A 23,929-nucleotide genomic window follows, 5' to 3' on the forward strand; every position below is an offset into this window, starting at 1 on the left:
TTTGGAGAATGAGTTTATCTGTAATGTAATGGCCGCGTCAGAAGGCACTCTGATAAGCACCGCCGTCAATAACGAGATTCTGCCCCGTTATATAGCCTGCATGCTGTGAGCAGAGAAAGGCGCAAGCTTTTCCGAACTCTTCTGGCTGGCCAATGCGTCCTGCCGGGATACGGGCTGCTCGCTTGGCGGCTTCCGCTTCTGCGGTGGTGCCGGTCTTCTCTGCCGAGAAGGCAAAGCCCTTGCGCAGGCGGTCGGTGTCGAAGGCACCGGGCAGGATATTGTTGATGGTGACATTGGCTCCCGCAACGGTGCGGGCAACGCCAGCCAGAAAGGCGGTCAGCCCGGCACGGGCCCCGGACGACAGGTCGAGCCCCGGAATGGGCGCATAGACCGAGGTGGAGGTGATGTTGACGATGCGGCCAAAGCCGCGCTCGACCATACCGTCGATGACTGCCTTGATCAGCTCAATGGGGGTGACCATGTTCTGCGTCACGCCTTCGAGAAGGGCTTCGCGGTCGAGCAAACGGAAGTCGCGGAAAGGCGGCCCGCCATTGTTGTTGACGAGAATATCGGGGTTAGGGCAGGCGGCAAGCAAAGCCTGCTGGCCTTCCGGGGTCGAAACATCGGCAGCCACGGTAACCACATTGACGCCATAGGCCGAGCGGATGGCCTCAGCTGCTTCAAGCAGTGTTTCTTCACTACGACCGTTCAGCACGATATCGCATCCTGCTTCGGCCAGTGCTTCGGCGCAGGCGCGGCCCAGACCTTTGCTGGAAGCGCATACGATTGCCTTGCGACCTTTCAAGCCCAAATCCACGGCTCGATCCTCTTTGCTTTTTTAAAGGTCATGGAGACATGCCACCAAGCGCCAAGGGCAATCAACCGGATTCTGGTTGACGCGCTGATGTGTCCACTTTTCTTGCGCCCGATTTGAACGTTTTTCGGTGTTTTTCACGCTCAATGTTCTGTGATCGCGGTCTTCGGGCGACTGCTGGCCTGTCGGCAGCTGTCATATGCGCGTTACAGTCCCGTCATGCCTCTGTGACATGAATCAGGTTTTCTGCATGCAGTTTCAGGTTGCCATTGAGAGGGACAACCAAAATGAGCACTGACGCAGCAGAAGCGAAGAAATTCCGGACGATTTTCATCTCGGATGTGCATTTGGGGTCAAAAGCCGCGCAGGCCGACCTGCTTCTCGATTTCCTGCGTTATCATGATGCGGATACGATGTATCTGGTTGGCGATATCGTCGATGGCTGGCGGTTGCGGCGCAACTGGCACTGGCCGCAGGAACATAACGACGTTGTCCAGAAGCTGCTGCGCAAGAGCCGCAAGGGCACCAATATCATCTACATCGCCGGCAATCACGATGAGTTCCTGCGTAATTTTCAGGGAACGCATTTTGGCGGTATTGAAGTCATGAACCGCTCCATTCACGAGACGGCGGATGGCCGCAAGTTTCTGGTGATCCACGGCGATCAGTTTGACGTGGTGGTGCGCAATGCCCGTTTCATCGCTTATCTCGGCGACTGGGCCTATGATACCGCGATCTGGATCAACACATTGATGAACCGTGTGCGGTCTCTCTTCGGTCTGCGCTACTGGTCATTTTCGGCCTGGGCGAAGTTCCGGGTGAAAAAGGCGGTCAATTTCATTGGCGAGTTCGAAACGGTCGTGTCTGAAGAGGCGAAGCGCATCGGCGTCGATGGCGTCATCTGCGGCCATATTCATCACGCCACCATCGAAAAGATGAACGATGTTGAGTATATCAACACCGGTGACTGGGTGGAAAGCTGCACGGCGGTGCTGGAGCATTTCGACGGTCGCATGGAACTGGTGAAGTGGACCCAGATGCGCGACGAGAAATCGTCTGGCGGCAAAGCCATTGCGCAGGACAGCCGGGCTGATGACAACAGAATTGTCCGGCTACCACGTGCTGCCCGCAACGCGGCGAAAATTGCCGGATGAACAAGCTCGTCATCGTCACCGACGCCTGGCATCCACAAGTCAACGGTGTCGTTCGGACACTGACCAAGTGCGAAGAAATGATGCGCACACGGGGCTACGAGGTGATCGTCGTTTCCCCACTCGATTATAAATCGATACCGTGCCCGACCTATCCCGAGATCAGGCTTGCTCTGACCACGCCCGGTGCATTTCGGCGGCGGCTTGTACAGATGAAGCCGGACTATATCCATATCGCTACCGAAGGTCCGCTGGGCTATATGGCGCGGCAGGCTTGTCTGAAAAAGGGTTGGAGTTTCACCACCAGTTTTCACACGCGCTTTCCCGAATATGTGGCGGAGCGTTTTCCGGTTCCCTTGAGCTGGAGCTATGGATTTCTGCGGTACTTCCACAATGCCGCGTCGCATACGCTCGTGCCGACGCAATCCATTCTGGACGATCTGAAAGAGCGTGGCTTCACCGGCCTCAATCTGTGGACGCGCGGCGTGGATCGCGGCGTTTTTCACGCCCGGGCCAATGTGAACCGCGATCTGCCGGGGCCTGTCTTCATCTGCGTTGGGCGCGTGGCAACGGAAAAGAACCTTCCGGCATTTCTCAGTCTCGATCTTCCCGGTACCAAACTGATCGTCGGCGACGGCCCGGCGCTCGATGATCTGAAATCACGTTTTCCGGATGCTGTATTTGTCGGCAAGCGGGAAGGTGAGGCGCTTGCGGAAACCTATGCGTCGGCTGATGTGTTCGTTTTCCCAAGCCGGACAGACACGTTCGGCCTTGTTCTGCTGGAAGCAATTGCGTCAGGCCTTCCTGTCGCGGCATTTCCTGTGCCGGGATCGAAAGACGTCATCGGTGCGACGGGCGCAGGCGTTCTTTCAGATGATTTGCACGCGGCTTGCATGGCCGCGCTGGAGCTTGAACCCTTCGATCCCGAACAGGTTCTGAAGCCCTTTACGTGGGAAACCTGTGCCGACATCTTTGAAGAGGCTTTGACCTCCATTGCTGGTGATCGCCCTTCGCGGACCTATCAGGAGGCCGCTCAGCCCCAGACGGTCGCTTCCGGCGGATAAACAAGCGCGCCGTCGTAACGAAGGCCCGGATCACGATCATGCGCAAGGAGCAGTGGTCCGTCGAGATCGACAACCGTTGCCTTTTGGGCGAGCAGCACTGCGGGCGCCATGCCGAGCGATGTGCCAACCATGCAACCGACCATGATTTTCAGGCCAAGACCAATGGCCTTTTCGCGCATCACCAGCCCTTCGGTCAGTCCGCCTGCCTTGTCGAGCTTGATGTTCACGGCGTCATAGCGCTTGGCAAGCTCTTCCAGACCCTCTGACGTGTGGACGCTTTCGTCGGCGCAAATCATGACCGGGCGTTCAATCTCGCTCAGGATCGCATCTTTACCAGCGGGCAGGGGTTGTTCGATCAGGATCACGCCCGCATCGGCGGCAGCGCGCATGTTTTCGGCAATGTTCGCGTCGGTCCAGCCTTCGTTCGCATCAATGATGATCCGGCTGTTTGGTGCTGCTGCGGCGACGGCGCGAATGCGCTCAATGTCGTTCTCGCCGCCCATCTTCACCTTGATCAGAGGGTAATGTGCAACTTTGGCCGTGGATTCTGCCATTTCCTCTGGCGTGCCCAGCGAAACGGTAATCGCCGTTTCAAGTGGCTTGAATTCACCGCCCAGCATATCGGCAACGCTTTTACCGCTGATCTTGGCTTCCAGATCCCACAAGGCACAGTCGACGGCGTTACGCGCGGCACCCGCGGGCATCAGCTTCTGAATGTCCTGACGTGTCACGCCGCCTTCGATCTCGGCCCGGACGGCTTCGATTGCAGCGGTGACGCTTTCAATGCTCTCGCCATAGCGCGCATAAGGTACGCATTCGCCGCGCCCTTGATGCTCACCGTTGCCAATTGCACACACAACAACGGCAGCTTCAGTCTTTGACCCACGCGAAATTGTGAATTTTCCAGCGATGGGGTAGCGTTCAACAAGGATGTTCAAGGTATTCTGCATGGAGAGCCTTCCGAATCTCAATCCCGAAAAGTTGATGGGCTTTTGGGATGAGATGGTGCGTGAGAGCGCGGAATTGGGGTATTCGTCTGATTCATCGGGCGGATGCTCCAATACGCTGTATTTCGGTCGTGTTACGACTCGTATATGAGGTTTGCCATGTTGACCGACACTGCTGACAAAGCAAGAGCTGCCGCGAATGTCGCGCCAAAGATCGATGTGGCGGATCAGGATGGCGTGCGCCTCGTTCGCCTGAGCGGACGCTGGGTTTCGCAAAGCGTCCATCTTGTCGATGACAAAATGCGCAGCCTCGAAAAAGTCGCGGGCGGCCAATCCACGCATATTGATGCTTCCGGCATATCCGGTCTGGATACGGCAGGCGCCTGGCTTGTCGAGCGGCTGAGGCAGCGTCTCGTGACCCAGAAGGCCGATGTGCAGCTTGAAGGCATTCGCGAATCCTGGGCACCGCTGATGGATGAAGTTGGCGGCGCGGTTGAGCGGGCGCTCGATGTTCCTCGCACCAAGAAGCCCTTCTTTCTCATTGCTTTTCTGGCTGCCCTTGGCGGTGGCGTCGTCTCGATTTTCGACGACTTCAAAATGTCGATGCACATTCTGGGTGCCACTATTCGCGGTGCGCAGCTCAAATATGGTCGTGGAAGCGGGATTCCGATTGCCGCCATCGTAACGCAGATGGACCGTATGGGCGTGGGTGCCATTCCCATTATCATTCTGATGTCGACCATCGTCGGTGCGATCATCGCGCAGCAGGGTGCTTTTCAGCTGCGTTACTTCGGTGCTGAGATTTTCGTGGTCGATCTGGTCGGTATTCTGGTCTTGCGTGAATTGGGCGTGCTTTTGACCGCGATCATGATTGCCGGTCGTTCCGGCAGCGCGATTACAGCGGAAATCGGCTCCATGAAAATGCGCGAAGAAACGGACGCGCTGACGGTTATCGGGCTCAATCCTGTAGGCGTTCTGGTGTTTCCGCGCCTTGTTGCCCTCGTCATCGTGCTGCCGCTGCTGACCATCATTTCCAATCTGGCTGCATTGGTCGGGGCAGGCGGCGTCGCGTGGTTTTATTCCAATATCTCGCCGGAGGCCTTTATCAGCCGTCTGCATGATGCAGTGGCGTTGAACACCTATTTCGCCGGTTTGATCAAGGCGCCGTTCATGGCAATGATCATCGGTATTCTTGCTTCGGTCGAAGGTATGAAAGTCGGCGGAAGTGCAGAATCACTTGGACGCCGGGTCACCGCATCGGTGGTGAAGGCTATTTTCGTGGTTATCGTCGTCGACGGCATGTTTGCTATGTTCTACGCAGCGATTAATTTCTAGAGATTTATATGACCGTTGTTTTGTTTGGGTTCTTTGAGACACAGTTACACAGAAAACTGAACCTGCGGTCGCTTTCGGCTGTTCAGTCGGAAGCTTGGCTCGGTTAAAGAATAGGTATGGAGAACGGTATCGACGTAGAGTCGCAACCACAGCAGGATGAAAGCCATCACACGGCGATACCGATGATTTCGGTACGCGACGTAACGGTTTCGTTTGGCCGTTCGCCAGTGCTGGATAGGCTTTCGCTCGATATCTACAAGGGCGAGGTTTTGGGCTTCATCGGTCCGTCGGGATCAGGCAAGTCCGTGCTGATGCGCACAATTTTGGGGCTGAACAAGAAGCAGTCCGGCGAAATCGAGATTCTCGGCCGCAACATTGATCGTCTCAATGAAATGGAGAAAATGGCCATCGACATGCGGATGGGCGTTCTTTTCCAGCACGGCGCGTTGTTTTCCGCGCTCAACGTGCTTGAGAATATTCAGGTTCCGATGCGCGAATATCTCGATCTGTCGCCAAAGCTGATGGATGAGCTGGCGCGACTGAAGATCGATCTCGTAGGACTGAAGCCTGATACGGCTGAGAAATTTCCATCGGAACTTTCAGGCGGCATGATCAAGCGTGCCGCTTTGGCGCGTGCGCTGGCGCTCGATCCGGATATCGTTTTTCTCGACGAGCCGACCTCGGGGCTCGATCCGATCGGCGCTGCGGAGTTTGATGAGCTGATCGCGAATCTGCGCGATACGATGGGTCTCACCGTCTATATGGTCACGCACGATCTCGACAGCCTCTTCGCCATCTGTGACCGGATTGCCGTTCTGGGGAACAAGAAAGTGCTGGTCAGCGGCACGATTGAAGACATGCTGCATGTAGACGACCCATGGGTTAAATCCTATTTTCGGGGCAAGCGAGCGCGCCAGATCGATACTTCGGCGCCATCAAGACGGCGGCCCGGCAGCCGCTTGCAGACGGGATAAGATATGGAAACAAAAGCCAATTACGTTCTGGTCGGGGTTTTCACGCTGCTTGTCAGCCTGCTGGCTTTCGGATTCGTGTACTGGATCGCGCGCTTCGGTGAGGCTCGTGAATCCATTCCCATGGATGTGCGTATTCCCGGTTCGGTAACGGGCCTGACTGTTGGAAGTCAGGTTTTGTTCAATGGTATCAAGGTCGGTGACGTTCGGGGTTTGCATCTCGATGAGAGCAACCCGGAAATGGTGATCGTGCAGACACGTGTGAACGGCAGCACACCAATCACGCGTTCGACTGCCGCAACGCTTGGCTTTCAGGGTCTGACCGGTCAGGCCTATATCGAACTCAAGGGTGGCCGTCTGGATGAGCCTAACCTGCTGACAGAAGCAGCCAAGGAAGAATCGGTGGCGCGTATCGACGCTGACCCGTCTGCGGTCAACAATCTCCTCGCCACCGCACAGGACATTTTCGGACGCGCCAACACGGTGCTCGGCGAGCTGGAAGGTTTTGTCAAAGAAGCCCGTGGTCCTCTGACCGACACGATCAACAATACCAAGACATTCACCGATGCGCTGGCCAAAAATGCCGATGTCATCGACGAACTGGGCTCCAATGCCGGTAACATCAAGCAGATCATCGAAGACGCGAAGGAAACGATGGCGCGTCTCAATGCTGCGTCGGTTCGCGTTGACGGCATTCTGGCCAAGACCGACAAGCTTCTGTCCACGGATGACAAGGACGGGGTTGTGGCGCAGGCCAAGGCGACGCTTGAATCCATTCGCCAGACCTCGGACAATCTCGACAAGCGGTTGGGACCGATAGCAGATAATTTGCAGCGTTTCTCAGGCCAGGGTCTTCGAGACGTGCAGTCCGTGGTTGTTGACAGCCGCCGCTCGATACAGCGCATCGAACAGGCGATCACAGAACTCGAACGCAACCCGCAACGTTTGATTTTCGGCGGGCAAGGCAGTGTACCTCAGTATAACGGAAGGGCGCGTCATTGATTTTCTCGGCTGAAAATTCGACAAACGGGTCTATGAACGTGAAATCGCGCCGCAACCGTTCTCTCGCAGGTTCTGTTTCGCTTGTTCTGGCGGCGCTTCTTGCTGGCTGTGGAACGACACCTCTCGATACGTTCAATCTGACGACGCCGAAGCCAGCTGTGTCGTCGCCGAGCCGCAAGAGCTTGCAGCTTTTAGTTCCGACGCCGACGGCGTTGAAGGCGCTCGATAGCGAAAACATCGTGATCAGTTCCGCGCCGGGTTCCATCGAGTATCTCAAAGGTGCGCAGTGGGGCGACAGGCTGACGAATATCGTTCAGTCCCGCCTCGTCCAGGCTTATGAGAATACCGGGGTGTTTGGCGGTGTAGGCCGTCCGGGTGACGGTCTGGCGATCAATTATCAGATCCTGACCGATCTTCGCATGTTCGGTGTTCAGGTCAGCGGCGGCTCCAGAACCGCTGTTGTGGAACTCGCCATCAAGCTTATGAACGACAAGACAGGCGAAGTACGCGCAACGCGGGTGTTCCGTAGTACCGCGCCTGTTAGCGGAACCGGGAATGCGGCTTACGTGAAGGCGCTCGATGCAGCCTTTGATCGTGCCGCAAATGAAATTGTCGGCTGGACGGTTTCCGCTATTTAAGTCGCATAGACGGTCGAGCGGATCAGCAAAAATGAATAAGGCGGGGTTTGAACCCCGCCTTTCTTTTTATCTGGAATCAGAAAACCCGGGAACGGCGAACTTTGCCGCGTCTACGCCTACGTACACTGCGCCGGTTTTATCCCGTCAGAGCAACAAAAAAACGCGGCCCGAAGGCCGCGTTCTGACTAGTTATGTCTCTAGCGCTTGTTAGCGCAGGCGACCGCTGGCATGGGCCAGCATGGTGTAAACCTTGCCGGTATCGGACGTCAGATAGGTCTGCGTCACCATGTTGTCGCGGTCGTTACGGGCGACATCTTCAAGCAGGCGCTGGAAGTCGTCCATGTAGCGGTCCACGGCGCGGCGGAATTCGCCATCCGTCTGATACTTGCGCTTGATGTCGTCAAACGTCTGCTGGCCCTTGAGTGTGTACAGGCGACGGGTGAAGACGTTGCGCTCACCACGGCGATAGCGGTCCCAGAGTTCAACCGATGCTTCATGATCGATAGCGCGGGCGATATCGACCGACAGCGAGTTCAGCGATTCAACCACATGGCTTGGCGAACGCGGAGCGGCGGTTGGCTGTGCCTTTGGCTGAACGGCTTCTTCTTCCTCACGCGATGCGCGGGCAAGGAGATCGGAAACCCAGCCGCGAGGCTTTTCAGCGGTAGCGGCCGGAGCCGTTGCGGCCGGAGCCTTGGGCATTTCCACCGGACGCTGGCGAACGGCAACGTCAGCCTGTGCGACCGGAGCTGCTGAGGGCTGAACTGGTGCCTGAACAGGAGCCGGGCGCTGTGCAGCGGGTGCAGGACGCGAAACCGGACGGTCTGCGCGGCTTTCGCCAACGTCGACCAGACGGCCCGACTTGTTGACGATTTCTGCCAGTTCCTTGAGCGCGCTGATCTGCTCGCTCACGGCCTTGCGCATGGCGGTCGTTGTTTCCTTGGCTTCGGCAGGCATGTCGAGAACGCCGCGCTTCAGCTCACCGCGCGTGGTGTTCAGCTCGGTGCGAATTTCGCCAGCGGTGCGACGGATATCGTCGGTTGCTGCCGAGAACTTCTGGGCTGCCTGCTCGACGATTTCCGAAACGCTTTCGCGCATCTTTTCCGCCGAGGCGCGGGTCTGGCCTTCTGCGCGCTGGAATGCCGAGGCAACCAGAGTTTCGAAGGACTGCATGAGCTTCTCAATACCTTCCGACTTTTCCACGAGGCCGGAAGCCAGCTTGTCGAGCGCCTGCTGGCGGTCGGACAGCGTGGTGACGAGACCATTCTGAGCCGAATTGATCATGTCGGAGGCCGAGGAAAGAACCTTTCCATGGTCTTCGAAACGGTCTGCAATGTCGGCGATCTGCGACAGCGTGCTATCGGAAAGCGCACGCAGCGTACCGATATTGGTGTCGATCAGACCGGTCGAGGCCTGGAACATCTGCGCAGCGCGATTGGTGTTTTCGACGAAGCTCGACGTCGTGTCGACGAGACGACCATCGATATCGGTCAGGTTGCGCGTTGCAGCGTCGATCAGCTTGCCAAGCTCGCCATTCGAAGTGGAGAGGCGGTCGATCAGCTCGCTGACATTGTCGGAGAGACCAGCTTTTGCCTGCTGAACAGCTGCGATGGTTTCTGCCGTGCGGTTTGCCAGTGCATTCACCAGAGCGGCATTTTCCGAACGCAGGCGGTCGGTTGCGGCATGGGTTGCTTCTTCAAGCTGCTGTGCCAGACCGCGTCCACTATCGGCAAGGCGCTGTACCAGCGGCTCTGCCGTATCGTTGAGGATCTTGGTGATTTCCTGCGAGCGAGCCGAGAGAACTGCATTGAGTTCACGCGTGCGCTCTTCAAGAGTGACAGCCGTCGTATCCGTAACCTGCGCGATGCGGGCTTCCACAGAACCGAGTTCCATCGTGATGCGCGAGCCAATGTCACCGAGACGGGTGGCAATTGCGTCGGCGCGTTCCACGAGGCGGGCTTCGGTGCCTGCCAGATTGTCGGCAACGCTGACCGAGAAGGTTTCGCTGTGACCGGCAAGGGTCTCGCTCGTCTTCGATGCGGTATCGGCGATGCGAGCCTCGATGGCGCTGAGTTCGCCGGTGAGGCGGTTCTCGATGGCTTCAAGACCGCTCGCAATAGCGCCGGCGCGTTCATTGAGGCGGATTTCGGTGCCTGCCAGATTATCGACAACGCTGGCTGCAAAAGCTTCGCTGTGACCGGCGAGGGTCTCGCTCGTCTTGGCTGCCGTATCGGCGATGCGGGCTTCGATGGAACCGAGTTCGCCGGTGAGGCGGGTTTCGATGTCGCCGAGACGTCCGGCAATCGCATCGGCGCGGTCACCGAGACGGGCTTCCGTACCCGACAGATTGTCGATCAGGCGTGCGCTGAACGCTTCGCCGAAGCCATCCAGTGCCTGACCGGCCTTGGCAGCTTCTGCGGAAAGCGTGCTTGCCGCTTCGCCGATCTTCTCGCGTAGCGAGGTGGCAACAACGCCAGCGCTCTGTTCCAGCGCACGGCGAACATTGTCGACGCCGATAGAAAGCGCCTTTTCCATGGTCTGCGTGCGCTCTTCGATAATGCCGGTCTGGCCTGCGAAAGCATCGTTGATGATGGCGCTGCTATCGGCAATGACGTTACGCAGATTGGCAGTGTGCTCTTCAATCGCGCCGTTCTGACCTGCGAATGCCTGATTGATAACGGCACCGCTTTCCGCGATGACACTGCGCAGATTGGCGGTGTGTCCTTCGATGATGCCGGTCTGGCCTTCGAAAGCCTGTCCAATAGCGGAAGCGCTGTCGGCAATTGCGCCGCGCAGATTGGCAGTGCGCTGATCCAGAACGTCGCTATGGTCTTGCAGAGACTGGTTGAGCGAAGACGTGCTGTCGCTCAGCGTTGCGCGGATGGCCGCTGCACGCGTTTCAATCGTCTGCTCATGGCCGTTCAGAATATCAACCAGCGAGTCATTGTGGTTGCTCAGAACAGTGCGCAGGCCGTTTGTGCGTTCTTCCACATGACGAACATGTTCGCCAAGCGTTGCTTCGAAAGCGTCGCGTCCGGCTGCGATGGATTCGCCGAGCGTTGCCGCGCGTTCGTCCAGAATGCGAGCCAGCGAAGACTGGTTGTCGGCAATAAGTGCCTGAAGCGAGCTGACGCGTTCATCGAAGGTGCGCGCCATGACTTCGCGATTTTCGTTGAAATTATCGCGCATTGCAGCCGTGCGTTCATCCATCAGCTGAGCAAGCATGGCCTGATTGCCGGTGATGACGGTATGCAGAGCGGAAGCGCGTTCTTCCAGCGAACGGGCATGATCGGCAAAGCTCGCATCCAGCAGTGCCGAATGGCTCGCCATTGCCTGCTGCAGCGCGTTGGTGCGCTCTGCCAGAATGGCGGCATGATTGTCGGCAACAGAATTGAGCGCCGATGCGCTGCCATCAATCGCATTGCGGATGTCATCGGTGCGGGCTGCCAGCGTATCGGCATGTCCGCGTATGACTGCCGAAACACGGTCGGTTTCGCCTTCCAGCGAAGCAGCCAGTACATCGCGGCTTTCGGCCAGCTTGCCTGCAAAGGAAGCTGCCTTTTCACCGAGAAGATTGCCGACGCTTTCACCGATCGAGGTCAGATCGTCGCTGATCTTCGTCTTGGTTTCATCGATCATCGAGCTGAGCGAAGCGCGACCGCCGGAGAAGGTCTCGGCGATTTCACGCGTGCGGGCGATGAGATTTTCGTTGATCTGGCGCGAGCGTGTTTCCAGAGCGGCGTTGAGCTTTTCTGTGCTGCTGTCGAGTGCGTGGGCGCGAGCCTCGAACTCGGAAAGCAGGGCATGGCCGCGTTCGGACAAGGTGCCTTCCAGATTGGCAAGGCGCGTGTCGAACTCGCTGACCATCGATTCCGTGGAGCTGCCAAGCAGGTTGGCAATGCCAGCGGCGCGTTCGTCCAGAGCCGTCGTGAAGCGCTCGGAAATCGTGCGGGACTGTTCGTCCAGCGTCGCGATACGCGTATCGAGCAGATTAGCAAAAGCCTCGCCCGAAGTCGTGATGCGCGAGCCGATATCGCCGGTCCGGGTTTCAATGGCTTCGGCAATAGAGCTACCGCTTTCATTGATGCTGCCAATCAGGCGTTCGCCGGATTCGCTCAACAGCGAGCTAAGCTGCTGGGAAGCAGACAGAACATTGTCGCGAATGATGTTCGATGCGCTCGACAGTTCTTCCTTGAGCTGCTCATGCGCACCGGAAATCGAGGAGCGGACGCGTTCGGCATGGCTGACAACGGCTTCACGCTCATTGCCCAGATCGCCGACCAGCGAACGAATGCGAACTTCATTATCGCTATAAGCGCGTTCAAGCTGATTGACTTCAGATTGAACCAGGGTTTCCAGCTCGACCGCACGGGCAAGCGTGCGCTCGATGCCTTCGTTCATTGCAGCCACTTCGCGGCGGACGGCCTGGCTCAGCGTCGAAACGCGGTCAGCCGATACGGCTTCCGGCTGAAGCAGCTTCATGGCGGCTTCAGACATGCTACGCGCGGCGTTATGCATTTCCTGTGCGCGCTTCACAAGCTGCGCAAAGCCCCAGAACATGGCGACGGGCAGGGCAACGCCTGCAACCACACCAATCCCAGCAGGCGAAGTGAAGAAGTTCTTGGTGGCTTCAAGACTGGAGAAAACAGTCGGATCGATAGCCTTGCTAAGTGCAACGCCACCGGCGGCCCAAAGCACGCTGATGGCTGTGGTGGTCCAGTAAAGCTTGGACGAACGTTCGGTCACGCGGCGCGGTGCGGTTGCGATAGCGCGGTCGTTGCGGGAGTCGTCGTTGGCGGGCGTGCGTGCTGCGGGCGTTGCAACGCTGACGGTCGCTGCCGGTGCAACAGGACGCAGGATGGCTTCCGGAGCTTCCGGCACGTCTGCAAGCTGAGGCGAAGGAGCGGCTTGCGTCGTGTCAGGCTTAACCGGGGCAGGCTTGTGCGGCGTATTGGCGACGATTTGCTGAATTGCTGGCGCGGCTTTAACCACCGGCGGCACAGGCGGCGCGGCAGGCGTGGCGATAACGGATGCAGAAACGATTGGCGCAACCCTGGTTTCGATTGCCGCTGATGCGACTTTCGCAGGTTCTGCTGCCTTCGTCTTCTGTTCCGCGACCAGCTCTTCAGCGGCGCGCGAAATCTGCTCTTCCAGATCGTCGACCGAGAAGCTCTCGTCGAACGCACTTAAGTCCATATCGATATCGAGATCATCGCCGAAGTCGATGTCGAGTGCCTGTTCTAGTGCCTTTTCAACCTCAAGGTCGAGCTTCTGTGCCTTGGATTTGGAAGCCATTGTTCGCCTACCTCGTACTCAATTACCGTGACGGCCGGATCGTCAAAGAGCCGTTACTAAACTTTATCCGCCATTTTGCATCGTACCGGCTCGGTCCTGTTAAGGAAATAGGCGACGCCCGCTGATGCCTAAAACTTTAAATACAAGGTTAACAGAAAACGTTTGGCTTCACTAAAATGCGATGTTTCCGGGCTTTTTGCAATTATTAGCAAGTTGTGGAAATCAGCAAGGGTCGCTTTTTTCGGCTCGAAAGGCGGTGCGAATTCGTTAACAAAATTGCCCGTATTTCGAATTTACGTTCCGGTATTGCAATTTTAAGCTGTATTGCCTGGGCGCAGGATTCGTTGATCCGATTGTCTGCATTCCCATTTTTCTCATCATATGCCCCAATCTTGCACAACGGCAAGGCAGAGTTTTGCAGAAAACCTTTTATATCACCGCTGGCACAGCCGCTTTTACATTATATAACACGGCATATTGGCGCAGTTGGGCTTAACGGGGCTCTCACAGTTGAAACTAGGGCCGGAACGCCGTATCTGCCTTTGCGAGATTATGCGTGCAGGTCCCAATTTCAGGTGATCCGCCGCAAGGGATAAAAGATCGCGTGGTTTCACGCGTTTCAAGGAATGAAAATGACCAAGATCGTATTCGTATCCGCAGACGGCGCGGCACGTACCGAAGTTGAGGCCGATAACGGTTCCAGCGTGATGGAAGCGGCCATTCGCAATGGCATTCCGGGCATCGATGCCGAATGCGGCGGCGCCTGCGCCTGCGCAACCTGCCACGTTTATGTCGATGAAGAATGGACGGAGACAGTTGGCGGACCCGATCCGATGGAAGAGGACATGCTGGATTTCGCCTATGAGGTGCGTCCGAATTCGCGCCTATCCTGTCAGATCCGCGTGACCGATGCTATCGACGGTCTCGTCGTGCAGGTTCCGGAACGCCAGAACTAAGAGGATGGCAGCCACTCCGGGGATCGGTATAAGAAGCGATATAGCGATCATCGGGGCAGGGCCGGTTGCCCTCTTCGCCGTTTTCCAGCTCGGCCTGTTCGGATTCAAATGCCGGCTGATAGACGCGCTGGATCGGCCGGGCGGACAATGTACCGTCTTTTATCCTGACAAGCCGATCTTCGATATTCCGGGCTTCCCGACAATTATGGGCGACGAGCTGGTGTCGCGGCTGCTGGAACAGATCGCGCCTTACGGTCCCACATTCCATTACGGTCAAACCGTTGCGATGCTGGAACGCGTCGGAGAGCGCTTTGCCTTGACGACAGACAAGGCGATCTCAATCAAGGCTGATGCCGTGGTAATTGCTTCAGGTCTGGGGGCATTCGGACCGGATGGTCAGATCGTGCGACCCGATCCATTGGCCGAACTTGGCTTGGAGAGGGCAGGCAATGCGATTGCTGTTTCACCCGAAAGCTTCGCAACATCACAGCTCGATATCTATGCGATTGGCGATGCCTGCCATTATCCGGGCAAGCTGAAGCTGATCCTGTCCGGCTTTCATGAAGCCGCTCTCATGACGCAGGCTGTGCGCAAGAGATTGCAGAAAGCCGGATCTCAGTAATCAGCGCGGCAGCTGGTTCATCTTTTCAAGACGATAGGTCAAAAGGCGCTCGAAGCGCTTTTCAAAATTAATGGTCTCGACGCGGTCGAAACGCTGTTGCGCCTCATCATGGGCTTCCATGAGACGTGCAGTGATCTTGTCGATATCCTTGCGCAAAACGGCGCAATCCGAACGCGAAGGAAGTGCACGGATCTGTCGTTCCATCTCGCTGGCATGGCTGCGCGCAATGACGATGTGGCTTTCCTCGTGACGGCGAATGTCCTGATAGAGCGTGTCCCAGATCAGCGCCAGTTCCGGCGTTGCCTTGCGGCGCTGCGCCCAGCGCGGCAACGAAACTTTCGCGTGAACATTGACATAAACGTCCTGCACCTTGCAGGATTTGCCCGGCGCGCGGCCATAACGGACCTTGGCGTCAAAGCGGATTTCCGCTGCACCCGGATGATGTTGTCCGGTTTTCTTCAGAAAGGGGCCGCTGCGGGACAGTGCCTTATCCAGTTCAGCTGCGGTCTTGCCATTGATGGTGTAATATTTGAATTCGCGGAAGATTGAGGCGGCGTCAGCCTGAGATGCAAAGATTGCCAGAGCTGCGCCAAAAGCCAGAATCCGCTTTTTGAAAATCATATCCTGGCACCTTTTTTCTCAACACTGAATAAACTCATATTTTGCCGTCGCAGCTTGGCATGCAAACGTCAAGAGAACTATAACGCTTTGGTTAAATGACATTCGGCCAGCTTGGTTGCATCGCGGGCCTTAATTAGCATCTATACAGGAATAACCGGAAATGGCGAAAATCTGGCATCTGGCTCATGGGCGTAGCCTTGAGTTCGGGGAAAAGTCCGTGATCATGGGCATTCTTAATGTCACGCCGGATTCCTTTTCCGATGGCGGGCATCATAGCGAATTTGAAACAGCGCTCGCTGCTGCCGGAAAGATGCTTGAGGACGGCGCTACCATCATTGATGTTGGCGGGGAATCGACCCGTCCGGGCGCGGAAAGCGTCGATGCGATAACCGAACAGGTCCGTGTCGTGCCGGTCATCAAGGCGCTGACGGAACGTTTCGGCTGCATTATCTCGGTTGATACTTATCGGGCATCGACCGCAAGAGCGGCAGTTGAGGCCGGTGCCCATATCGTCAACGATGTTTGGGGCTTGCAGCGCGAGCCGGCTATTGCCGATGTTGCTCGCGAAACCGGAGCCGGGCTTGTTATCATGCATACGACCCGCGACCGGGAAACTGATCCCGATGTCATCGAAGATCGCGCCGTCTTCCTGAACAAGTCGCTGGAGATCGCAGCAGCGGCAGATATTGATCGATCCCGCATTGTTCTCGACCCGGGTTTTGGCTTCGGCAAGACTGTCGAAGACGACGTGGTTTTGATGGCGCGGATGGAGGAGTTGCAGCGTTTTGGCTATCCGTGGCTGGTCGGCACCTCCCGCAAACGCTTTGTGGGCACGATCACAGGTGAGACCGACCCATTGAAGCGTGATATAGCTACATCTGCGACTTCGGTGGCATTGCGACTGGCAGGAGCCGACATCTTTCGCGTTCACAATGTCGCTTTTAATAGAGACGCTCTTGCAGTTGCGGATGCTATCCTGCAAGTGAAGCGCAGCGAAAACAGAAAGTGAAGCCGTGTACACGATCCGGATTATGAATTGCGCATTCTTTGCGCACCACGGCGTGTTCGATGAAGAACACAAACTCGGTCAGCGTTTTTATGTCGACGCCATTCTGGATGTCGATCCGGGCAATGCGCTGGAAAGCGACGATATTGAAGGCACCGTCCATTATGGGACGGCTTTCACGGTGATCGAGGAAATCATCACCGGTCGCCAGCGTTATCTGATCGAGACTCTGGCGCTTGATGTCGCCAAAGCTCTGAGCAAGCGGTTTCCGCAGGTCAAGCGTGCGGAAATTACCGTTCGCAAGCCCAATGCGCCGGTGCCGGGTGTTCTGGATCATGTCGAGGTTACGGTGGTTTATCCGCAGTGAGCGTAGCCGCAGGACCTTATCGCGCCTGGCTTGGCCTTGGCGGGAATATTGACGACCCCATTGTTTCGATGGCCAGTGCGTTGCGTATGCTGGATGCGCGCGCTGATACAAACGTCGTGGCTGTGTCGTCCGTCTATCGCACCCCGCCATGGGGCAAGACAGATCAGGCTTGGTTTCACAACGCCTGCGCAGAGTTGGTAACCACGCTCGAACCGCTTGAACTCATTGCGACATGTCTTGATATCGAGCGCTCGCTGAAGCGTGTGCGGTTGGAGCGTTGGGGCCCGCGTATTATCGATATCGACATTCTTGCGATGAAAGACGCTGCCGGGCAGCCGATAACGATGGCGCTGTCGGAGCTTCAGCTCCCCCATCCGCGCTTGCAGGAACGGGCTTTCGTTCTTGTGCCGCTCAACGATATAGCGCCGTCATTGATGGTTGCCGGGCGTAGCATTGCCGAATGGAAAGCGGATGTTTCATCATCCGAAATAGAAAAAGCCCGCACGGATGCGGGCTGGTGGAACCAATAAAGCTCAAGAAAGGTTCCGATCTTAACGGAATCGTCGGAACCGCTCTATCTAGTTGTTTTCACGCATTATCCTACGCAAAACCGCTTCGCACTTTTGCTGGAAATGCTCTAAGCAATCAGTTCTTGGCGATGCTGCCGACGGCGACATTATCAATGCGCTTGAGGCTCATGCCGATGACCGGAACGAGTTCCTTTTCGACACGCACCGACACGGTGACATTCATCGTGTTCTGATCCGAAACGCGAGCCAGCATGGCGCCGTTCAGCTGTTTGCGATTGAGGCCGAAAACCATCTTGTTGCCGCTGACGGAGCCCGAAGTCACATCGAGGCCTTTGCCTTCGGACCCGTCATTGAACTTGCCGGAATAACCGGAACCGACGCGCGTGACGGTTGCCTTCATGGGCTGCGAAAAGACGCCGACGCGGCAGCTGCCGTCCAGTGTCATGCCAACCGCATCGTCCGGTGTGGAACCAGCGAGATTGCAGACGAATTTGGTGCCCTTGTACTTGCCGGCAACGATTTCACCGGGGCCGGACCACTGGCCTTCAATCGTCTGGAAAAACTGCTTGTCCTTGTCTGCGGCCAGAACCGGCGCAGCGGAAAGCGAGACGGGCAGCAGCGTCAGGCAGGCAGCGATGCAATTCTTCATAGTCGGCTCTGTCCCGGAATTTGCGACCTCAACTGGACGCCATTCCTAATCGTTGTTGGTCAGCATGTCACGACCGAATGTCGTGTCATACGCTGCAAAAAGCCGGAATGACCGGCAATGTCAGAAACAATCGGACTGAATGGGCACATCAAAACAGGATTATGCCAAACGACCAGATCACTCGATTCTGACGCAGGATTTCTATCTGCTAATAATCGTCTTGAATGGTTAACGCTTAGTTTTCATCGGGCTGAAAGTCGGACTGTTTTCCCCGAAAACTCACGGCTGTGTTTTACCCGTCGAAGCCTTGCCGGACTTCGATGCGGCCGTTCTATCGGCATTAACGCGGGCCAGATCACCGATGAAATCGCCGACGCCGGGGCGTCTTTCTGCATTGAACGGGAAAGGGCGCACGACGTCCATCGCCGCTATGCCGATCCGCGCAGTCATGAGGCCGTTGACCACGCCTTCGCCGAGTTTGGCCGATAGCCGCGATGCCAGACCCTGGCCGACCAGCTGCTGGATCACGCTGTCGCCCATGGCGAGTGTGCCGGTGACGGCCAGATGGGCGAGAACGCGTCGCGCCAGCTTGATGAAGCCTAGTGTGCCCGGCCTGCCGCCGTAAAGCTGCGAAAGCCTGCGAATGAGCCGTGCCGACTCAAAAATCACATAGCCAATATCGACCAGTGCCCGCGGGCTGATCGCTGTGACAATCGATACGCGCTTCGATGCATTGAGAATGAGCGAGCGCGCTTCGCGGTCGAGCGGGCGCAGAATTTCCGTTTCTGCAAGCCGGATCAGATCGCGCCCATCGATAATGTCGTCGGTCAAACCGTCGAGAAGCTGACGTCCACGCGCCGTTTCCGGCAAATTGGCCGCAATGGCGCGCAAGTCATCAACCGCTTTGCGGGCGGCAGCCATATCGTCACGCTCGGCGGCGTCCGCTGCGTCCTTGCGCAGATGCTGCACAGAGGCGAGCCGTCGCAGGGCCAGCAATTCCCTGGTTATGATGGCGATGAATGCGGCGAGGGCTACAAGCGCCACTGCCAGTGCGGTCCAGCCAAGCCAGTCGGCACGGGCAAAAAGCGCCTGAATAAGGTCTTCTGTCCAGATGCCGACGGCGAAGGAAACCAAAATGCCTAATGCGCCGGTCAGGATTTTTCCAAGCGACCATCCGCCGAACCAGCCTTTGCGTTTCGGCGCTTCGAAGGCCGGATCAAGAATTTCGAGTTCGGCAGCTTCCTCGTCGCTGAGTTCGAAAATATCGGGTTCAACGACGATCTGCTCCAGATCTTTTACAGCACGAGGGCGGCGTGGCATCTCATCGGGGGCTTCCGGGAGAGGCTTTGCGCGTGGCGGAGTATCAACCTTGAAGGAAGTCGGTTTGCGCGGTGTATCATCGCTCATGCCAGACGATCTCCGATCAGGAACTGAAGGGCGCGGTCCAGCCTTATGTGCGGGAGCGACAGCGTCACCCCCTCGGCAGTGCGTTCAAGGCGTGGAGGGCGGAACCGGACGAAGCGAATGGCAGGGTCTTCCGGCGTGGAAACTTGTTCAAAAATTGCATCAGGGTTCTTTGGCAAGTCACCGGGAAATATAGCCGTTTCCGTTTCACCATTAAATGTCTCACCATCGATGCGCTCGCCCTTGAGCGGTGTGCCGACGATGACAGGGAGAACCTCTTTTCCCTGTGTGACAGTCGCTTCGCGGGTTGCCCGCACTGCTGCCATGGCCAGAACATCAATGTCTGCGCCTGAAAAATTCGCGCGCTCGATGGCGCGTTCCACAAGACGACGCACAATGGCCTGCAAGCCATCATGGCTTTCATGATGCAGATGGTCGGCCTTGGTTGCGGCCACCAGAATACGCCCGATGCGGCGCTGGATAAGTCCAGTCAGGAGATTGGCACGTCCGGGTCGGAAACAGGACAGAATGTCGGTTAACGCACGTTCGAGGTCTGCCACCACAGCGCCGCCAGCGTTCATGGCCTGCATGGCGTCGATCAGCACGATCTGGCGGTCCAGTCGCGCAATATGTTCGCGGAAGAACGGCTTCACGACATAGGTCTTATAGGCCTCGTAGCGCCGTTCCATCATGGCGGCGAGCGATCCGGCCTTAATGTCGTTCTGTGAGAGATTGGGCAGTGGCGCAAAGGTCAGCGCTGGCGAGCCGTCGAGATCACCCGGCATCAGGAACCGACCGGGCGGCAAAGTGGAAAGCGCACGCTCGTCGGCTTTTCCGGCCCGCAGATAGGCAGTGAAGCTCTTGGCCAGCCGCTGCGCCGTCAATTCGTCGGCCTTTTCGGTCGGATCGACCGAGGCAGCTTCCACCAGCCAAGGCTGCGCCAGATCGATATGGGTCGGTTCGTTGGCCAAAGCGAAGGAATCTGCACTAAATTCGGCAAAGCTCTTGCCGAGCAGCGGCAGATCAAGCAGCCATTCACCGGGATAATCGACAATATCAACCGAAAGTCGCCCGGGAGACAGCCAGCGTCCCCATGCAGAGGCCGTTTCATATTCAATAGTCAGGCGAAGCTGCGAAATGGCGCGTGTCGAATCCGGCCAGATGCGCTCATCGATAAGCGCCGATAGATGTTCTTCATATTGAAAGCGCGGAACGGCGTCGTCTGGCTGCGGCTCCAGAAGCGCGCGAGAAATCCGGCCTGACTTGTAAGCTTCGAACATTGGCAGCCTGCCACCATGAACGAGATTATGCACCAGTGCCGTGATGAAAACCGTTTTACCAGCGCGGGACAGGCCTGTCACACCAAGGCGCAGCGAAGGAGAAAGAAGCCCGGTCGCACGTTCCGTCAATGTGTCCAGTGCGATTTTGGCTTCATCGCCGATACTGGTAAGCTTTGCCAATGATGTCCTCGCAGGGTGAATCCCAATTCACGCTATAAATAAGATGACGAGCCCATTTCGCAAGAAGAGGCCCCGTCCGCATCATCTTTCAAGCTTATGGCTGCGGAAAACTTTCAAGAAATCCGTGTTCACCGCTGAGATCGCTCAGCTTTCCAGAAAAGGATATGGTGGCGAGAGCGGCGGTCGGAAAACCGGCATGCAGCCGGTCGAGACTGTCTGGATCGCCTTTTGCGCATAGTGCAAGCGCCAGATCTTCCATGCTTGGATTGTGCCCGACCAGCATCAGCGTCTCGACATCGCCATGCGTGCGGATGGATCGGAGATATTCAGCTGCGCCGCCGCTGTAGATTTCGTCGTCGATGACAGTTTCCACCTCGACGCCCAGCCTTTCCAGCAGGCCGAAGGCGGTTTCCCGCGTGCGGCTGGAGCCGGACAACACAACGCGGTCGGGCAGGAGGCTTGTTGCGCGCATCGCCGCGGCAAGCCGGTCAAGTGCAGCGTGACCTTCCGCATCCAGCGGCCGGTCATAGTCTTTCATCCCGGGCTTTGCCCAAACGGCTTTGGCATGTCGTAGGAGAAGCAATCGACTCATCTGTACCGTCCCGAACCTGATTACACAGATGTTTTGCCATGAATTTTGCTAAAATGCGCGGTGGTTGCGCTGTTGGTTGTGATTTTCCACCATTGCCTGACGTTATTCACAGCGGATTTATGCCAATTTATTGGGCAGAATAGAGCAACGAAATCTGAATTAGTGAATTGATGTTTCCCATTGCAATCTAAATTTAATCGTCGATGTCATCCTCCAGACATAATGGGCGGAGTATCTGTGGCGCGCGTCATTTGCACAATTTTTTTGCAAATACACACAAAATTGATGCACTAAAAAGTAGTGGGATACGTTTCTTTGATGTTGTGTCGACTGGACGATGGACTTATATAACCGCACGCGTCTCCTAGATGTGGGGTGATTCAGAATGAGTGAATTAATCGACCTTGACTATAGGCCCACTGAAGACGAACCGTTCATGAATGAACGGCAGAAGTCTTATTTCCGCGCGAAGTTGATCGCGTGGAGGAATGATATTCTGCGCGAAGCGCGTGAAACGCTTGAAGCGCTACAGCAGGAAAATGCAAACCATCCCGACCTGGCGGATAGGGCATCCTCCGAAACGGACCGGGCAATCGAGCTTAGGGCTCGCGACAGACAGCGGAAGCTGATTTCCAAGATTGATGCGGCTCTGAGCCGGATTGACGAAGGCACTTATGGTTTCTGTGAAGAAACCGGCGAGCCAATCAGCCTGAAGCGTCTGGATGCACGCCCAATCGCGACGTTGTCTATTGAGGCGCAGGAACGTCATGAGCGTCGTGAAAAAGTTTATCGCGACGACTAAAACATAACGTTGGTTTGAGAAATTTCGAAGGCTGCGGGCAACCGCAGCCTTTTGTTTTTGCATATGCATCAAATGAAAACGCCAGCGGCATAAACCGCTGGCGCTTCAATCTTAGAGCATTTCCAGCAAAAGTGCGAAACGCCTACGCGGGGAACTCAGTCCACTGGACTGAGTTCTGGTCCCGCTTCGATGCGTAGGATAATGCGTCAAAACAAATAGATAGAGCGGTTCCACGATTCCGTTTTAACCGGAACCGCTCTAAAAGAACAGTTCGCTTATGGGCGGGTTTCGTTCTTTGTCAGTTCACCGAGAAGCTTTTCCATCTCGTCTTCAATATCGTCGGATGGTGTATCGTCGGTCGCTGAGATATCGAGTGAGCTTAGCAGTTCATCCTCGAAGAAGTCAGCCGTCAGATCCTGTTCCGGTGTGGGCGCTTCTTCCTTGGCCGTTACTGTTTCCGTCTCGAGATCAGCCATGATCGCGTCGTGCAATGCGCCGCCCAGTCCTTCCAGTCCGTCATCTTCCGTTGCCGGAGCTGATTGCGCCGGCGCGGCAACTGTCACTTCCGGCTCGACGCGCTTAGGTTCTGCTACACTGGTGAAATCCGGCGTTACGGTGGACGAAACGGATGGGCTGGTCACATCAAGTGGCGGCGTAGGTGCAGTTGTTGGAGCGGCAGCCGGTTCACGCTCTGGCACGATGCTGCCAAGGTTTGCGGAAGCGACAGTGGCAGCAGCAGCGCCAGCCGCCACGGTAGCCGTAGTAGCCAGATTTGAGGTGGAGCTGACCACGCCGCGCGATACCTGGCTGAGTGGATAGGCAGGATGGGCGCGTGCAGGCGGCTGCGAAGGCTGCGGCGGTTGAGCCGGAAGTACGGTGCGCGGCTGCGGCGGATAATTCGGAGCGGGTCTTGGTTGTGGACGGTTTTGGGGCGCTGCCTGTACGGGCGGCGCAACTGGAGGGCGGGCAGGTGCCTGCGGGGCCGCGGGAGCAACAGTCGGTGCCACCGGCGGGCGTGGCGGCACACGCGGTGCAACAACCTGCGGGGCTTCCTGCCGGACCGGTTCTTCCTTTGGCGGTTCCGGCTTGCGATAGACCGGCGTCTCGATAGCCGAGCTGAGCTGGATCGCTTCATCCTTTTCCGGCGCTGATTCTGGCGCGGAGTTTTGTGATGACAGAGCAGGGCGCTCGTTCACATCGCTGGCAATCGTCGCCTCGTGCTGGCGAAAGCGCTCGATATGTTCCGGCTCGATGCGCGAAGTCTGCACGCGGGCATGCGCACGTGATTCCATGACGATATTCTGTTCGACCACCACATCGGTCGGGCCGCCGATGAGCAGCAGATGCTCGACATCATCGCGACGAATGAGAACCAGCTTGCGGCGGCTATCCACCGCTGCGGCATCCATAACGGAAAGGCGCGGCTGGCGCGACCGGCTGTTCGATGTGAAGCTGCCCCCGCTGAAACGGCGGATAATACTCAAGACAACGAAAATTCCGCCGAGAATGATCGCAAATATAAGCACAAAGCCGACAATATTAGCCGCGCTTTCTCCAACGATGCCGCTGAGCCATTCCTTCATGCGGATACCCTCTTAAATTCTATATTCGAAAAACGCTGATGAAACGGAGATTGCGCATCCCCCGACATTCCGCATCATCGCGTAACTTGCATTTTCAGGACAGTAGTTGAATTTGCAAGC

Annotated in this window: 21 protein-coding genes and 1 pseudogene; 12 read left to right on the top strand and 10 right to left on the bottom strand. The window is 56.8% G+C overall.

Annotation, left to right across the window (positions count from 1 at the left end; genetic code table 11):
• Positions 1-37 precede the first annotated feature (37 nt).
• Positions 38-817, bottom strand: coding sequence for an SDR family oxidoreductase (locus FHW00_RS07655; protein WP_078338560.1), 780 nt, complete (start codon positions 815-817; stop codon positions 38-40).
• A gap of 284 nt (positions 818-1,101) precedes the next feature.
• Here FHW00_RS07655 and FHW00_RS07660 point away from each other — a divergent pair, with 284 nt between their 5' ends.
• Complete coding sequence (locus tag FHW00_RS07660) at positions 1,102-1,968, top strand: UDP-2,3-diacylglucosamine diphosphatase (RefSeq protein ID WP_078338561.1); 867 nt, start codon at positions 1,102-1,104, stop codon at positions 1,966-1,968.
• Complete coding sequence (locus FHW00_RS07665) at positions 1,965-3,029, top strand: glycosyltransferase family 4 protein (protein WP_078338562.1); 1,065 nt, start codon at positions 1,965-1,967, stop codon at positions 3,027-3,029. Before FHW00_RS07660 ends, FHW00_RS07665 begins: the two co-directional genes overlap by 4 nt.
• Here FHW00_RS07665 and dgcA read toward each other — a convergent pair.
• Positions 2,999-3,979, bottom strand: a complete 981-nt coding sequence (dgcA, locus tag FHW00_RS07670; protein WP_078338563.1) for an N-acetyl-D-Glu racemase DgcA — start codon at positions 3,977-3,979, stop codon at positions 2,999-3,001. The two genes, FHW00_RS07665 and dgcA, sit on opposite strands and share 31 nt — an antisense overlap.
• A 156-nt stretch (positions 3,980-4,135) precedes the next feature.
• On the opposite strand from dgcA, the gene FHW00_RS07675 reads away from it, so the two are divergent.
• The 4 genes from FHW00_RS07675 (at position 4,136) to FHW00_RS07690 (ending at position 7,922) form a co-directional block, all read left to right on the top strand.
• Entirely contained in the window at positions 4,136-5,311 is a 1,176-nt protein-coding gene (locus FHW00_RS07675; protein ID WP_078338564.1) for an MlaE family ABC transporter permease, read from the top strand.
• Positions 5,312-5,427: 116 nt separating this feature from the next.
• Positions 5,428-6,285: an ABC transporter ATP-binding protein gene (locus FHW00_RS07680; RefSeq protein ID WP_078338565.1), complete on the top strand. Its 858-nt coding sequence runs from the start codon at positions 5,428-5,430 to the stop codon at positions 6,283-6,285.
• Positions 6,286-6,288: 3 nt separating this feature from the next.
• Positions 6,289-7,284, top strand: a complete 996-nt coding sequence (locus tag FHW00_RS07685) for an MlaD family protein (RefSeq protein WP_078338566.1) — start codon at positions 6,289-6,291, stop codon at positions 7,282-7,284.
• Positions 7,285-7,322: 38 nt separating this feature from the next.
• A complete protein-coding gene (locus FHW00_RS07690) occupies positions 7,323-7,922 on the top strand; it encodes an ABC-type transport auxiliary lipoprotein family protein (protein WP_440631089.1) in 600 nt (199 codons plus the stop codon).
• Positions 7,923-8,129: 207 nt separating this feature from the next.
• On the opposite strand, the gene FHW00_RS24510 is transcribed toward FHW00_RS07690, so the two are convergent.
• Both FHW00_RS24510 and FHW00_RS24515 read right to left on the bottom strand, forming a co-directional pair.
• A complete protein-coding gene (locus FHW00_RS24510; RefSeq protein WP_445557926.1) occupies positions 8,130-10,685 on the bottom strand; it encodes a hypothetical protein in 2,556 nt (851 codons plus the stop codon).
• Positions 10,659-13,240: pseudogene (locus tag FHW00_RS24515) on the bottom strand (kinesin); the annotation flags it as partial. The gene FHW00_RS24510 and the pseudogene FHW00_RS24515, both read right to left, overlap by 27 nt.
• A gap of 609 nt (positions 13,241-13,849) precedes the next feature.
• Here FHW00_RS24515 and FHW00_RS07700 point away from each other — a divergent pair.
• Both FHW00_RS07700 and FHW00_RS07705 read left to right on the top strand, forming a co-directional pair.
• Positions 13,850-14,173 (top strand): 2Fe-2S iron-sulfur cluster-binding protein, encoded by a 324-nt coding sequence (locus FHW00_RS07700; RefSeq protein ID WP_078338655.1) that lies wholly within the window; start codon positions 13,850-13,852, stop codon positions 14,171-14,173.
• A gap of 4 nt (positions 14,174-14,177) precedes the next feature.
• The gene (locus tag FHW00_RS07705) at positions 14,178-14,795 is read left to right on the top strand and encodes an NAD(P)/FAD-dependent oxidoreductase (protein WP_078338569.1); all 618 of its coding nucleotides are present in this window, start codon (positions 14,178-14,180) and stop codon (positions 14,793-14,795) included.
• On the opposite strand, the gene FHW00_RS07710 is transcribed toward FHW00_RS07705, so the two are convergent.
• Positions 14,796-15,416 carry a DUF922 domain-containing Zn-dependent protease gene (locus tag FHW00_RS07710; protein ID WP_078338570.1) on the bottom strand — a complete coding sequence of 207 codons (621 nt, stop codon included), beginning with the start codon at positions 15,414-15,416 and terminating at the stop codon, positions 14,796-14,798.
• A gap of 160 nt (positions 15,417-15,576) precedes the next feature.
• On the opposite strand from FHW00_RS07710, the gene folP reads away from it, so the two are divergent.
• From folP to folK, 3 genes are all read left to right on the top strand, one after another.
• Entirely contained in the window at positions 15,577-16,425 is an 849-nt protein-coding gene (gene folP / locus FHW00_RS07715; protein WP_078338571.1) for a dihydropteroate synthase, read from the top strand.
• A gap of 4 nt (positions 16,426-16,429) precedes the next feature.
• Entirely contained in the window at positions 16,430-16,789 is a 360-nt protein-coding gene (gene folB / locus FHW00_RS07720) for a dihydroneopterin aldolase (protein ID WP_078338572.1), read from the top strand.
• Between the two features lie 68 nt (positions 16,790-16,857).
• The gene (folK, locus tag FHW00_RS07725) at positions 16,858-17,319 is read left to right on the top strand and encodes a 2-amino-4-hydroxy-6-hydroxymethyldihydropteridine diphosphokinase (RefSeq protein WP_210276487.1); all 462 of its coding nucleotides are present in this window, start codon (positions 16,858-16,860) and stop codon (positions 17,317-17,319) included.
• Positions 17,320-17,434: 115 nt separating this feature from the next.
• Here folK and FHW00_RS07730 read toward each other — a convergent pair whose 3' ends face one another.
• From FHW00_RS07730 to FHW00_RS07745, 4 genes are all read right to left on the bottom strand, one after another.
• Positions 17,435-17,968, bottom strand: a complete 534-nt coding sequence (locus tag FHW00_RS07730) for a hypothetical protein (RefSeq protein WP_078338574.1) — start codon at positions 17,966-17,968, stop codon at positions 17,435-17,437.
• A 279-nt stretch (positions 17,969-18,247) separates the two neighbouring features.
• Positions 18,248-19,375: a YcjF family protein gene (locus FHW00_RS07735; RefSeq protein ID WP_078338575.1), complete on the bottom strand. Its 1,128-nt coding sequence runs from the start codon at positions 19,373-19,375 to the stop codon at positions 18,248-18,250.
• Positions 19,372-20,832: a YcjX family GTP-binding protein gene (locus FHW00_RS07740; protein WP_078338576.1), complete on the bottom strand. Its 1,461-nt coding sequence runs from the start codon at positions 20,830-20,832 to the stop codon at positions 19,372-19,374. Before FHW00_RS07740 ends, FHW00_RS07735 begins: the two co-directional genes overlap by 4 nt.
• A gap of 94 nt (positions 20,833-20,926) precedes the next feature.
• Positions 20,927-21,424 (bottom strand): SixA phosphatase family protein, encoded by a 498-nt coding sequence (locus FHW00_RS07745; RefSeq protein ID WP_078338577.1) that lies wholly within the window; start codon positions 21,422-21,424, stop codon positions 20,927-20,929.
• Positions 21,425-21,809: 385 nt separating this feature from the next.
• Here FHW00_RS07745 and dksA point away from each other — a divergent pair, with 385 nt between their 5' ends.
• A complete protein-coding gene (gene dksA, locus FHW00_RS07750; protein WP_078338578.1) occupies positions 21,810-22,226 on the top strand; it encodes an RNA polymerase-binding protein DksA in 417 nt (138 codons plus the stop codon).
• A 275-nt stretch (positions 22,227-22,501) separates the two neighbouring features.
• Here dksA and FHW00_RS07755 read toward each other — a convergent pair whose 3' ends face one another.
• Positions 22,502-23,809 (bottom strand): flagellar biosynthetic protein FliO, encoded by a 1,308-nt coding sequence (locus FHW00_RS07755; protein WP_078338579.1) that lies wholly within the window; start codon positions 23,807-23,809, stop codon positions 22,502-22,504.
• Positions 23,810-23,929 lie beyond the last annotated feature (120 nt).

The organism is Ochrobactrum sp. P6BSIII (assembly GCF_014138065.1).
In the GTDB taxonomy this organism is placed as follows: Bacteria; Pseudomonadota; Alphaproteobacteria; order Rhizobiales; family Rhizobiaceae; genus Brucella.

Bases quoted from the DNA above. Each gene is read 5' to 3' on its own strand.
- FHW00_RS07710 (WP_078338570.1), bottom strand. From the start codon at position 15,416: ATGATTTTCAAAAAGCGGATTCTGGCTTTTGGCGCAGCTCTGGCAATC.
- FHW00_RS07680 (WP_078338565.1), top strand. From the start codon at position 5,428: ATGGAGAACGGTATCGACGTAGAGTCGCAACCACAGCAGGATGAAAGC.
- folP (WP_078338571.1), top strand. From the start codon at position 15,577: ATGGCGAAAATCTGGCATCTGGCTCATGGGCGTAGCCTTGAGTTCGGG.
- FHW00_RS07745 (WP_078338577.1), bottom strand. From the start codon at position 21,424: ATGAGTCGATTGCTTCTCCTACGACATGCCAAAGCCGTTTGGGCAAAG.
- FHW00_RS07730 (WP_078338574.1), bottom strand. From the start codon at position 17,968: ATGAAGAATTGCATCGCTGCCTGCCTGACGCTGCTGCCCGTCTCGCTT.
- dksA (WP_078338578.1), top strand. From the start codon at position 21,810: ATGAGTGAATTAATCGACCTTGACTATAGGCCCACTGAAGACGAACCG.
- FHW00_RS07685 (WP_078338566.1), top strand. From the start codon at position 6,289: ATGGAAACAAAAGCCAATTACGTTCTGGTCGGGGTTTTCACGCTGCTT.
- FHW00_RS07755 (WP_078338579.1), bottom strand. From the start codon at position 23,809: ATGAAGGAATGGCTCAGCGGCATCGTTGGAGAAAGCGCGGCTAATATT.
- FHW00_RS07705 (WP_078338569.1), top strand. From the start codon at position 14,178: ATGGCAGCCACTCCGGGGATCGGTATAAGAAGCGATATAGCGATCATC.
- FHW00_RS07665 (WP_078338562.1), top strand. From the start codon at position 1,965: ATGAACAAGCTCGTCATCGTCACCGACGCCTGGCATCCACAAGTCAAC.
- folK (WP_210276487.1), top strand. From the start codon at position 16,858: ATGGCCAGTGCGTTGCGTATGCTGGATGCGCGCGCTGATACAAACGTC.
- FHW00_RS07675 (WP_078338564.1), top strand. From the start codon at position 4,136: ATGTTGACCGACACTGCTGACAAAGCAAGAGCTGCCGCGAATGTCGCG.
- FHW00_RS07700 (WP_078338655.1), top strand. From the start codon at position 13,850: ATGACCAAGATCGTATTCGTATCCGCAGACGGCGCGGCACGTACCGAA.
- FHW00_RS07735 (WP_078338575.1), bottom strand. From the start codon at position 19,375: ATGAGCGATGATACACCGCGCAAACCGACTTCCTTCAAGGTTGATACT.
- dgcA (WP_078338563.1), bottom strand. From the start codon at position 3,979: ATGCAGAATACCTTGAACATCCTTGTTGAACGCTACCCCATCGCTGGA.
- FHW00_RS07660 (WP_078338561.1), top strand. From the start codon at position 1,102: ATGAGCACTGACGCAGCAGAAGCGAAGAAATTCCGGACGATTTTCATC.